This is a genomic window from Ruegeria sp. HKCCD4315 (assembly GCF_013112245.1).
In the GTDB taxonomy this organism is placed as follows: Bacteria; Pseudomonadota; Alphaproteobacteria; order Rhodobacterales; family Rhodobacteraceae; genus Ruegeria.
Map to the genome: position 1 here is coordinate 332,203 of NZ_WVRN01000002.1, position 12,599 is coordinate 344,801.

The 12,599-nt window shown below is 57.3% G+C and carries 9 protein-coding genes; all 9 read left to right on the forward strand.

Going from position 1 to position 12,599, the window contains the following annotated elements:
* The first annotated feature begins 41 nt into the window (after positions 1 to 41).
* Complete coding sequence (locus GS646_RS19440) at positions 42 to 2,246, forward strand: HEAT repeat domain-containing protein (protein ID WP_171647259.1); 2,205 nt, start codon at positions 42 to 44, stop codon at positions 2,244 to 2,246.
* Positions 2,247 to 2,260: 14 nt separating this feature from the next.
* Positions 2,261 to 2,740: a plastocyanin/azurin family copper-binding protein gene (locus GS646_RS19445; protein WP_171185573.1), complete on the forward strand. Its 480-nt coding sequence runs from the start codon at positions 2,261 to 2,263 to the stop codon at positions 2,738 to 2,740.
* The gene (glp, locus tag GS646_RS19450; protein ID WP_171185571.1) at positions 2,733 to 3,977 is read left to right on the forward strand and encodes a gephyrin-like molybdotransferase Glp; all 1,245 of its coding nucleotides are present in this window, start codon (positions 2,733 to 2,735) and stop codon (positions 3,975 to 3,977) included. Before GS646_RS19445 ends, glp begins: the two co-directional genes overlap by 8 nt.
* Before the next feature lie 11 nt (positions 3,978 to 3,988).
* Complete coding sequence (locus tag GS646_RS19455; RefSeq protein WP_253759706.1) at positions 3,989 to 4,816, forward strand: response regulator; 828 nt, start codon at positions 3,989 to 3,991, stop codon at positions 4,814 to 4,816.
* Positions 4,817 to 5,069: 253 nt separating this feature from the next.
* Positions 5,070 to 6,320: a sarcosine oxidase subunit beta family protein gene (locus GS646_RS19460; protein WP_171185569.1), complete on the forward strand. Its 1,251-nt coding sequence runs from the start codon at positions 5,070 to 5,072 to the stop codon at positions 6,318 to 6,320.
* 12 nt (positions 6,321 to 6,332) lie between these two features.
* The gene (locus tag GS646_RS19465; protein ID WP_171185566.1) at positions 6,333 to 6,620 is read left to right on the forward strand and encodes a sarcosine oxidase subunit delta; all 288 of its coding nucleotides are present in this window, start codon (positions 6,333 to 6,335) and stop codon (positions 6,618 to 6,620) included.
* Positions 6,617 to 9,571 (forward strand): sarcosine oxidase subunit alpha family protein, encoded by a 2,955-nt coding sequence (locus tag GS646_RS19470; RefSeq protein ID WP_171647257.1) that lies wholly within the window; start codon positions 6,617 to 6,619, stop codon positions 9,569 to 9,571. Before GS646_RS19465 ends, GS646_RS19470 begins: the two co-directional genes overlap by 4 nt.
* On the forward strand, positions 9,564 to 10,127 hold the full coding sequence (locus GS646_RS19475; RefSeq protein WP_171647255.1) for a sarcosine oxidase subunit gamma: 564 nt from the start codon (positions 9,564 to 9,566) through the stop codon (positions 10,125 to 10,127). Before GS646_RS19470 ends, GS646_RS19475 begins: the two co-directional genes overlap by 8 nt.
* 594 nt (positions 10,128 to 10,721) lie before the next feature.
* The gene (locus tag GS646_RS19480) at positions 10,722 to 12,548 is read left to right on the forward strand and encodes a BCCT family transporter (RefSeq protein ID WP_171185560.1); all 1,827 of its coding nucleotides are present in this window, start codon (positions 10,722 to 10,724) and stop codon (positions 12,546 to 12,548) included.
* The last annotated feature ends 51 nt before the right edge of the window (positions 12,549 to 12,599 follow it).

Below are 12,599 nucleotides of genomic sequence, written 5' to 3' on the forward strand. Positions count from 1 at the left end.
TCCACTTCCCAACCTTCCCAACACAAACATGGCAGCTTGATATGAACATTCAGACCAATACCGCCCTGAGAGACGAGGCCACCGGCCTGTTTTCCGAATATGCAAAATCCGAATATGACGTTATTCGCCTGCGCGCGATTCAGGCCCTGACCACCATAGGCGCCAGCAACAGCCTGGCCCTGATCGAAGCGCTGCTGGACGACGATGAGGACGTCCGACAGGACGCCGCCCAAGCCTTAGGGGCATTGGGTGTGAAAGAAGCAGCCCCGCAATTGCTTGAAAACCTGATCCACGACCCGTGTGGTGAGGTCAAACTGGCCTGCGTTACCGCTCTGGCCGAGTTGAAGGCAGCGGATGCCGCGCCCTATCTGCGTACACTCGTAACCGGACGAGGCGACGAGATCACGTGGGACGAAGACGAGCTGCATCAGGATGAGTGGGACGACTGGCTGGACACCCAAATCGCAGCCATCAAGGCGTTGGGCCAGATGGGGGATGCAGCCGCGATTGAACCCATTGTCGTAGCCTTGATGGACGAAGATGGGCAGGAGTTGGGCGATGTTGCCTGCGAGGCTTTGGGACGGATTGGCGTACCAGCCGTGCCAACTCTGGGCGTTTTCACACAGTCTTCAAACCGCCGCTTGCGCCACCGCGCCCTACGTACCCTGGCGACGATTGGTGGTGAAGAAGCCGAAGGTCTTCTGCGCAAGGCTTTGAATGATAAGGATGGCGCTGTTCGTCTGATTGCCTATGAGGCACTGATGCCCAACGATCCGGTTCTGGTCGAGCAGGCATTGACGGACTCTGTGGAAGAAATTCGGATTGCCGCGCTCAATCAGTCCGGTTTGTCGGAACCCGAACTGCTGGATCGTATGATGCGTGACCCCGGCGCCAAGGTTCAAATGGCGCTGATCGATCGACTGGATCGTAGCCAGCCTATCGCGGATCAGGAAGACTTGCGCTGGCAAGTGCTGGACTTCCTTGCCACCGGTCAACAGCCCGAGGTCTCGGCGCAGGCGTTGGGCCTGTTGTCAGCTTTGGCGCCGACTTTGGTGGCGGATCGCCTGAATGCGCTTTTTTCTGTTGAAAGCGATGACCTCAAGGCTGAGCGCCTGCAATGGGCTATCGTGGATGCTCTTGCGACTTCGCCCCTGCGCGAAGCGGCTGAATGGTTGCAGCGTGCATGTCGCTCGCCCTTCCGGTCCGTTCGGCTCAAGGCTGTGGCGTCTCTTGCCTTGATCGTTACTGACATGGATCGCCCGCATGTAAATCAACAACAGGGACGCGAGTTGCTGTTGTCCTACGCATTGGCGCCTATGCCGGTTGCAATAGAAGAGGAAGAAAAAGACGCTCCGCTAACCGACATCGCCGCGTTGCAAGACGCGGGTCTTGATGTGTCAGAAGGCGGTGAGAATGGCCCGACATCCAGCCTCGGTGCGATCTTGGGTCATGATGCTATTGCTGCTGAAATGACACAAGAGGCCGCGGAAGACGACGTCCAGCCGCTTAGCCCGCGCGAACAAGCTCTGTTGGCCAAGGCGACCCGTCATCCCAAACGCCGTCGCGTGGCGTTGGACGACGATGCCGAGGCGTTAGAAAGGGAAACTCGCATGTCTGCCATCCGCCTGTTGGGCGAAATTCGCGGGATGCAGATCATGCTTGCTCAGATTGCCAAGGACCCCGAAACCGACATAGCACAACACGCCTTTGCAGCGCTTGGCGTTTCAATTGTGCGCAACGGGCTAGAGCTGGGCGAAGCGCAACTGGTCGACCTGATCACTCAGGGGCTTTCGCACACAGATTCCACCCTTTCACTGCAAGCGTTGAAATTGCTGCAAAAGGCCGATCTGCCACCGCAAGACGCGCTGAGAGGTAAGTTGCGGGCGATGATAAAAACCGGAGATACTGCCTTTCGTATCGACGCCATGCACGTCCTAACCCAATGGGATGGCACCCCGGACGTGGCGCGTAGCCTGCTGGATGACATCTCGGCCCCGGTACGGCAAGCAGCGATGCGTCTTTTGTCGGTGACAGCACCGGATCAGGCAGGCGCTGCCATTGTGCCGTTCCTTCTGGCCAACCCCGAGCAGCGAATCCTGACCTATGTCAAAGACGACGCCCCTGCGGTGATGTCCATTGGTCGCCAATTGCTGACCGAGTTGCGCGACGAAGACCACCGCGCCGAATGGCCGGTGATGATAAGCGCGCTGGCCGATTTGTTGGGGGAACCTTCACGGGCGGCCTGAACCCGGAGGGACAGATGACACTTTCGCTGAAACCATGTGCAGCGATATTGGCATTGGCATTTGCTCCTGTCGCGCAGGCCGAGGATGTTCCCGAGGTTGCCGTTGTGCATCAGATCATCGATTTGAACGCCGATACCCCGGCGCATACCTTTCGGTTTGAGCCGAACCTGTTGCGTGTACCCGCCGGTGCAACCGTGCGTTTCAAGGGGTCGACCGGGCGTCACACGGTAACGTCGATTATCCGAATGATCCCCGTCGGAGCCCGTAGTTTCGAGATCAGGGGCAAGCCCGAGATGGACCTGACCTTCGAGAAAGAGGGCGTCTATGGTATTCGCTGCCGCGTGCATGGCCGACACGGAATGGTGATGCTGCTGGTTGTTGGCGATCCCAACTCGAACCTGGAAGAAGCGCGCGCCTATCTGCCCAAGCTCGGTGAGGCTGAGCAGGCTGGATTTGAAGCGCTGTTCGAACAATTGGAGAACCAAAATGGCTGATGGATGCGCTTGTGACCGCCACGCTCATATGTACCTGTCCGTCGAGCAGGCACTGAATCGCGGCTTGGCCGTCTCTGATCCGTTGACCGACACGGAAACATTACCGTTGATCCAAGCGATCGGACGGGTGCTGGCAGAGGACTGCACCAGCAAGGTCGACATGCCAGCCTTCGATAATTCGGCAATGGACGGCTATGCGGTTCGGACTCATGATCTGGGCGACGGTCCGCTGTTCGATTTGCCGGTTGGCGGGCGCATTGCAGCGGGAGACAGCGGTGCGCATTCGGCCCCGCTGGGCAGTGCCCTGCGTATCTTCACCGGCGCGCCGGTTCCAAGCGATTTCGACGCGGTGTTGATGCAGGAAGATTGCGACGTCACAGAGAACGGCATCCGGTTCGCCCGCCGGCCGAAACCGGGGCAGCATATCCGCAGGGTGGGCGAAGATCTGAAGGCAGGCGCCCCGATCCTGCGTCGGGGATGCGAGATTACTGCACGAGAAGCCGCAGCCCTGGCCTCTGCCGGGTATGGTGCGGTGAATGTGGTGCGCAAGCTGAAGGTTACGATCTTTTCAACGGGAAGCGAGTTGAAACAGCCGGGTGACGATCTCGGGCCTGGTCAGATCTACAACTCGAACCGCTATATGCTACGGGCGTTGTTGGACAAGCCCTGGATCGATTTGACCGATAAGGGCCCGGTCGAAGATGACCCGGCCTTGTTGGAGCAGGTTTTGCGTGATGCGTGTGAGACATCTGATCTGATCATCACGACCGGCGGTGTTTCGGTTGGGGATGAAGACCACATGCCACGCTTGTTTGAGGCGATCGGCGGCCGGACCGAAGTGATGAAGGTTGCGATGAAGCCCGGCAAACCGATCATGTTCGGACGGCGCGGGGATGCTCTTTATGTCGGGTTGCCAGGCAATCCAGTGTCGGCCTATGTGACCTGGCAAATTATCGGATCGCAAATGATGGCAAGACGAGCCGGATTGCATCGCGCACCTCAAGTGCCGGAACAAGCGGTTCTGGCGGAACCGCTGCAACGCCGCGCTGGCCGGCAAGAATACCGACCGGTCCAGATCGAAGGCTTTTCGGCAGATGGCGCGCCGCGCCTGCGGCTGATGGCCCCGTCCTATAGCGGGCGGGTCGCGTTGCTGGCGCAGGCCGACGGCTTGGCGGTCATCCCGGCCGAAACCGAAACAATGTCCCCAGGGCAGGGGCTGGGCTTTCTAAGGTTCTGATGTCGCACGTTATGCTGAAAACTGTTACCGCTCGCGGCTTGCACGATCCAAGCGCGCGCGGTTACAACAGGTCTGCGCCAGCCAGTAACGCCCGCCCGGAAACCCTTATGGTCAAAGAACATATTCTTGTTGTTGATGATGATCCACAGATCACCTCGTTCTTGCAGAGGTATCTTGAGAAACAGGGTTGCCAGGTCACATGCGCGGCGGACGGCACTGCAATGGATGCGGTTCTGGCCCATGGGGGCGTGGATCTGATCCTGCTGGATATCGGCTTGCCGGGGCGCAATGGCTTTGACATTACGCGTGAGCTTCGCGTTGAATCCAATATCCCGATTATCGTTTTGTCGGGCCGCGATGACATATTTGATCGGGTTGTCGGCCTGGAATTCGGGGCCGACGATTACATCACCAAACCCTTTGAAGCACGTGAGGTTCTGGCGCGTATCAGAACCGTACTGCGCAGAAGCCGAACTGAAGAGAGCGCAACCTCTGAAAACGGGTCTGAATCTGCGCTAATCACATTCGGTAATTGGGTTTTGAACCCTCATGAACGGACGCTGACCTCCAAAGATAGTGGACAGCAAACGCCCCTGACAACGACTGAGTTTGACGTATTGCAAGCTTTTGTCACAAGCCCGCATATGGTTTTTTCACGCGATCAGTTGCTGGACAAGGCGCGGGGGCGCGAGACCGTAGTCGGCGACCGCACAATTGACGTCCACGTATTACGGCTTCGCAAAAAAATCGAACCCGACCCGACCCAGCCGACTTTTATCAAGACGGTTCATGGAATCGGATACTGTTTCGCCGCAAACGTGCGGAAATCCGGAGTTTGAATCGTAAAGCCGGTCAGGCAAACGATCCGCTAAGCGTTATCTGGGGCATGAACGGTTTGGTAGATTTTCAACTCGATAGTTTCCCGCTTCTGAGAAAAACAAAAGGCTTCTTGCATTCACATCTCATCAGAACAGTCACATACTCGTCTGCAATTTGTCGCTCTTGTTAAAGTGCATGACGGAATAAGCACTGACGCGGCCATTCGCCTGCCTCAATATGCGCCGGTGCACAGACAGTTAGGAACACATCCAGATGCGGTATTCGGCTCTCGCTATTTTGCGACAGGTTCTGAATGGTCACAGGGGTTGGGGCCCCGCGTGGCGAGATCCCGAGCCGCAATCAGACTATGATTTCATCGTTATCGGCGGTGGCGGTCACGGTCTGGCAACTGCCTACTATTTGGCGAAAGAGCATGGTGCAGCCAGAATCGCAGTCCTGGAAAAAGGTTGGATCGGTGGTGGTAACGTCGGTCGGAACACAACGATCATCCGGGCCAACTATCTGCTGGACGGCAACCAGCCGTTTTATGAGCTCTCACTCAAGCTATGGGAAAACCTTGAACAGGACCTGAACTATAACGCTATGGTCAGCCAACGCGGTATTCTTAACCTTTGTCACACGGATTCGCAGCGCGACGCTTACCGTCGTCGGGGCAACGCGATGATGTTCACTGACTCCGGCGCCGAACTCCTGGATGCAGAGGGCGTGCGCGCGATGTATCCCTTCCTGAATTTTGACAACGCGCGGTTCCCGATCCTTGGCGGTTTGCTGCATCGGCGTGGTGGCACGGCGCGACATGACGGGGTGGCCTGGGGCTATGCACGCGCGGCGGACCAGCGGGGCGTCGACATCATTCAGAACTGTGAAGTCACCGGGTTTCGTATCGAAAACGGCAAAGTTCTGGGTGTTGAAACCACCCGAGGTTACATCGGAGCCAAAAAGGTGGGCGTTGCTGTTGCAGGTTCGTCTGGTCGCGTGATGGGGCAGGCGGGAATGCGTCTGCCTATCGAAAGTCATGTTTTGCAGGCTTTTGTGTCTGAAGGTCTAAAGCCTGTTTTGGACGGTGTAATCACCTATGGGGCCGGGCATTTTTACATCAGCCAGTCCGACAAAGGCGGGCTGGTGTTTGGTGGCGATATCGACGGCTACAACACCTATGCCCAAAGGGGCAATTTGCCGGTGGTAGAGGATGTTGTTGAAGGGGGCATGGCTGTCATGCCGATGATTGGCCGAACGCGCCTGCTTCGGATGTGGGGCGGTGTGATGGACATGTCGATGGACGGATCACCCTTTATCGATCACACGGGCATCGAGGGCCTCTATTTCAATGGGGGATGGTGCTACGGCGGCTTCAAGGCGACCCCCGCTTCGGGCTTTTGCTTTGCGCATCTGATGGCCACTGATCGCCCGCATGAGGTCGCCACCGGATATCGCCTCGACCGCTTCAAAACCGGTCGGATGATTGACGAAAGAGGCGCGGGCGCGCAACCGAATCTGCACTGAGGAAGCCAGGACATGATTATCAATCACCCATTGCTTGGCCCGCGTGATGCATCCGAGTTCACCTATCTGGGCGACGCCTCGTTGATCGATCGGCCAGATTGGCAGTCAGAAACGGCGCAAGACGAATTTCACGACTATGTCTACCTGCGGGACAACCCTGCGGGCACGCATCGCGAGCTTTGGTTTCATGAACAGGGGGACCGGTCCTGGCTGGTGGTTACCCGCAATACATTGACGCATGAAATTCTGGCAACGGAACTGGCGCGGGACGTTGCCCGCAAGATGGGGCGCGGGAAATGACTCAGAAAAATCGCTTGCAAGGGGGCTTGGTCGACCGCTCGAAAAAGCTGCGTTTTACCTTCGATGGGAAGTCATACGAAGGCTATCAGGGCGACACGCTGGCCTCGGCTCTTCTTGCCAATGACGTGCGGCTGGTTGGCCGTTCCTTCAAGTATCACCGTCCGCGCGGCGTTCTGGCTGCGGGTTCGGAAGAACCCAACGCGCTTGTCGAATTGCGGACGGGCAACAGGCAGGAACCGAACACGCGCGCGACGACGATCGAACTGTTTGACGGGCTTGAGGCGAAATCGCAGAACCGCTGGCCCTCATTGGCGTTTGATGCGATGTCGATCAACGACCGGTTGTCGCCGTTTCTGACGGCAGGGTTCTATTACAAGACCTTTATGTGGCCCAAAGCGTTCTGGGAAAAGCTGTACGAGCCAATGATCCGCAAGGCCGCGGGTTTGGGCAGTCTGTCACAAGAAGACGATCCGGACATCTACGACAAAGGTTACCTGCATTGCGATGTGCTTGTGATCGGGGCGGGTCCATCGGGATTGATCGCCGCATTGACGGCAGCCCGGTCCGGGGCACGAGTCATTCTGGCGGACGAAGACAGCCAGATGGGCGGTCGCTTGTTGGCCGACAGTGACCGGTTCGAGGGTGTATCGAATGCCGATTGGGTTGCCCAGACGTTGGGCGAGCTAGCGTCGATGGACAATGTCCGCCTGCTGACGCGTACGACTGTGTTTGGCGTGTACGATCATGGCATTTTTGGTGCGCTCGAGCGCGTGTCAGATCACCTCGCGGTGCCCGAAGCGGGCAAGCCGCGGCAGATTCTGTGGCGCGTTTACGCGAAGCGTTCGGTATTGTGTGCCGGGGCGACGGAACGGCCCATCGCCTTCGCCAACAATGATCGACCGGGCATCATGCTGGCAGGTGCGATGCGCGAATATGCAAACCGTTGGGCGGTGACACCGGGTCAGCGCGTTGCGATCTTCACCAACAACGACGAAGGCCACTTTGCCGCGCAAGACTTGATCCGCGCAGGGGTAAAAGTTGTCGCTGTGATCGACCCTCGTCATGACGTGCAACGCATTGCCGAGTGTGAATTGCTGGCGGGCGCGCAGGTCACGGATGCGCAGGGTCGTCTAGGGTTGAAAATGATCACTGTTAAATTGTCCGACGGTCAGACCCGACCGATTGAGGTAAGCGGGCTGGGTGTCTCGGGTGGGTGGAACCCGAATGTGCAACTGACGTGTCACCAACGCGGTCGTCCGCAATGGTCAGACACGCTTGCAGCTTTCGTGCCGTCGGCAGATCTGCCAACGGGTATGTGTGTTGCAGGGGCCGCGGCAGGCGAGCTTACCAATTCCGGCGCGCTTGCATCCGGTAAAGATGCGGCGCTTGCTGCCTTGAAAGATTTGGGGATCAAAGCCAAACGGATCGATTTGCCGGAAAGCAAAGACGAAGAATACCAAATATCTCCGCTCTGGCATGTGCCTGGTAAGGGCCGCGCCTGGCTGGATTTTCAGAACGATGTGACGGTCAAGGATGTCAAGCTGGCAGAGCAGGAAGGGTTCCGAAGTGTCGAGCACCTGAAACGCTATACCACGCTGGGTATGGCGACCGATCAGGGCAAGACAGCAAACGTAGGCGCGCTGGCCGTTATGGCCGAGATCACGGGCAAGAGCATACCTGAAACAGGCACCACCATCTTCAGACCGCCGTATTCGCCGGTGTCGATGGGCGCATGGGCAGGACGGTCGGTCGGGAAAGATTTCAAACCCACCCGTCTGACACCCAGCCACCAATGGGCTGAAGAACAGGGCGCTGTGTTTGTCGAAGTTGGCCCGTGGCTGCGTGCGCAATGGTTCCCCCAGCCCGGTGAAACCCATTGGCGTCAATCGGTGGACCGCGAGGTCCTGGCCGTGCGCAGCAGTGTGGGTGTCTGCGACGTCACCACATTGGGTAAGATCGACGTTCAGGGTGCCGATGCTGCCGCGTTCCTGAACAAGGTCTATTGCAACGGTTTTGCCAAGCTGCCGGTGGGCAAAACCCGCTATGGGCTGATGCTGCGAGAAGACGGTCTTGTCATGGATGACGGCACTGCAGCGCGTCTGGCCGAGGATCACTTTGTGGTCACCACAACCACAGCCAACGCGGTGGGCGTCTATCGTCATATGGAATTTGTACATCAATGCCTGTTCCCGGACATGGACGTGCAGCTGATTTCGGCCACCGACGCCTGGGCGCAGTTTGCCGTTGCCGGCCCGAAATCTCGTGAGCTGTTGCAGCAGGTCGTTGATCGAGATTTTGACATCAGCAACGACGCCTTTCCCTTCATGGGGTGCGCCGAAATCACCATTGCAGGCGGCATCCCGGCGCGGTTGTTCCGCATCTCGTTCTCGGGTGAGTTGGCTTTTGAACTTGCGGTGCCCACACGGTACGGCGATGCGTTGATCCGGCACCTGATGGAGCTTGGTCAACCCTTGGGGGTCACCCCATACGGGATGGAAGCGCTGGGTGTGTTGCGGATCGAGAAAGGTCATGTGACAGGGAATGAGCTCAACGGAACTGTCAGCGCTCATAACTTGGGTATGGGCCGTATGGTTTCGACAAAAAAAGACAGTATCGGCGCACCGCTCAGTGCACGAGAGGCCTTGGTTGATCCTGATGGCTTGGCTTTGGTCGGCATCCAACCCGTTGATACCTCAGATACTGTGTTGGCCGGGTCGCATGTCTTTGCGGAAGGCGCGTCGCATCTGCCGCAGAACGATCAGGGCTATGTCACTTCGGCCGGCTATTCGCCACACTTGTCCAGCAGCATCGGCCTTGCGTTTGTCCAGCGCGGCGCCGAACGTCTGGGCGAGACGGTTCAGATCGTGAGCCCGGTGGACAACGTGAACATCCAAGCAACCCTTGTCAGCGCTCACTTCGTTGACCCTGAAGGAGACAGGCTCCGTGCGTGATTTTGTTGCCAAGGCCGCCTTGGGCGGTACCGAACCTCGGAAGGACGTGATTGGAGCGCTGACCTTTCAAGAGCGTGACGACATCGCTTTGGCGTCGATCTCAGCCCGTTTGGGTCAGGAGGAGGCGCTGAAAGCCAAGTTGGCCAGCCTGTGCTCTGTCGCAATCCCCGCGCCTGGATGCAGCGAAAACGGTACAGCCAACAGTTTGCACTGGCTTGGCGCAGATCAATATCTGTGTGAAGAGGCGTTTTCTGGCCCGTTGGTTTTAGCCCGTCGCCTTGCGGATGCACTGGCAGGCATCGCGTCAATCACGGATCAGACGGATGCTTTTGTTCGGATTGATGTGTCCGGACAAGGTGTTGTCGACCTGTTTCAACGCCTTACCGTCCTTGATGTTGAAGAGATGTCGGCGGGCGCGTTCACCCGAACCGCAATTCACCATGTGGGATGCCTGCTGCGCTGCAACCAGGCGGGGGCGGCCTTTTCTGTTTATGCACCGCGCAGCTACGCGATCTCGGTTCACCATGCGTTGACAGAAGTAGCAAAGGGCTTATGAGGCTCGGTCACCAAGCGCCTGAGGCTGTTCGGGTCGTACTTAAGCGCGGCACGGTCCGACAAGGAAAACTCTTCGGGGTGGATACGCTGAATGTGCCATGTACCGTTAACTGACCCGCGGCCAGCATAGGCTGAACAAGACGCGTCCTCCCCGGCGACAGACCGGCCGCTTCAGTCGGTTCCGAACCTCGGTGTGCTCCAATCCCATTTGGTTACGCTAACACTAAGGTGTGTGAATGTGTTGGTCGCTTCGCTCGACGTAAGCGTCGGTTTTTTGAATGACCTGTTCCCACCTCGTTTATAGGGTCCTCCAATCGAAACACGCAAAATCTCTTGCAGCTTTAAGTGCTGGTACGGCGGCTTTTTAGTCTGCCTAAAAGAACCGGAGGCATCGCAAGTGGTGAAAAAAGCGGGAGGAATCCAACGGTACACCATGCCGGGAGACGTGGTGAAATTACCGTAGCTCAAGCCAAAGTGGGCAGAGCCCGTTAATGGTATGGTTGGTGCAACAAAGCGTTTTGCTCTGTGCCCCGCCGCCTCTCAGTTCAGTTTCGCACACCAAAAAAAACGGCATATGCAAGGAGGAGCAAGCAACATGTCGATACCTGAACCCTTTACGGACGTTGAAATAGAAACGGCGAATGCCGGTTTCTATGAGAACTACAGCGTCCCGATTGCCCTGCTCAGCAAGGCGATCATGGTCGGCCTGGTTTTGTGGGCCTTGGTTTTCCCTGCCAATGCAAACAGCACTCTGGGCAGTTTGAATGGAAAGCTGCTTGAAATTTTCAACAGTTTCTACGTTATCATTGTAGGCCTGTTTTTCTTTTTTCTCGCCATCGTCGCAATTATTCCGGCAACGGGGCGTCGGATTATGGGAACGCCGGGTGAAAAGCCCGAGTTTTCAAACTTTTCTTGGTTTTCCATGATGTTTGGCGCAGGTCTGGGCGTGGGGCTTATGGTATTTGCCACGGCCGAACCTCTCGGACTATGGGGGTCGAATCCGGTGGTGGTATCCGGCGCGGTTGAAGGCAACTCGCCCGAAGCTCTGCAATCGGCCTACCGCTTCACTTACCTGCACTATGGCTTCCATGCCTGGGCAATCTACGTCGTGACCGGCTTGTCGCTGGCTTATTACGCTTACACCCGTGATATGCCACTGACTATTCGCTCGGCCCTGACCCCGCTGTTCGGTCGTTTCGTCAACGGCTTTTTCGGTCATGTTGTCGATGTTCTGGGCGTTGTTGCTACGATCCTTGGTGTGTCCGTCACCATTGGATACGGCGTCAGCCAATTCATTGACGGTCTGTATGCCATCACTGGTATGGATTGGATCATGGACCTGAGTGGTGAGGTGCCAACCCCAAGCAAAGTGGGTCTGATCACGGGGCTTGTCGTGATTATGACCTTGTCGATCCTGTCTGCTGTGTCGGGCGTTGGACGTGGCGTCAAATACCTGTCAAACCTGAACCTTGTCCTCTCGGTCATCTTGCTGGGTACGTTCATCGTATTTGGCTCGTTCGTTTTCGCCATGACCACCTATGGGTCGGCAATGGTCGATTACATCCTGCACTTCCTGTCGCTTAGCTTTAACGCTTATGGCCCGCTATCGGCGGAAGCCTTTGCAGCAGCTTTGCCTGCCGAAGCGCAGGCTCACGCAAAAGACCTCATGGGTGGTGCGACCAACGCTTGGGGCAGCTTTGACGGCTTCAAAAGTGGCTTGGAAGGCGCTGCCGCGCAGTTGGACGAAGCAACCCTTGAGGCGGCATACGCTGCAGGTGAACAAGGGCGTCAGTTTGGTTGGCAGGCCGGTTGGACCACGTTCTACTGGGCCTGGTGGATCGCGTTCTCGCCCTTTGTGGGTCTGTTCCTTGCGCGTATCTCCAAAGGCCGGTCCGTGCGTGAGTTTATCTTAGGCTGTGTGTTCGCCCCTGCGCTTGTCTGCTTTGCCTGGATGACTGTTCTGGGTGGCACGGCAATTGACCTTGAATTGGCTGGCGCGGCCGAAGGTGCGATCATCGGTGCATCGAACACCAACAAACTGTTCGTGACGCTGTCTTACATGATCGACGGTGGGCTCCTGTCTATGCTGAACGTGATGTGCGTGATCCTGATCCTGACCTTTCTGGTCACTTCAGCTGACTCAGGCATTTTGGTGATGAACACCATTATGTCTGGTGGCAGCCAGGAAACCGGCGTAAAGCATCGGATAATCTGGGGCGTGATCCTGACTGCAGTGATCGGTGCACTGATCCTGGCAGCCGGTGCTAACAACCCGCTGGACGCATTGCGCAACGCCATGATCATCGGCGCGCTGCCGTTTACCATGGTGATGGGTCTTATGTGCCTTGCATTGGGTAAAGCCCTGTTCCGCGACAGCCAGCGTGACAAACACGGATCAGTGAGCACGCAGGCGGCTGAATAGTCACGCCAGTTTTCTTGAGATTTGTCAGGCCGTCCAAGCGGGCGGCCTGAT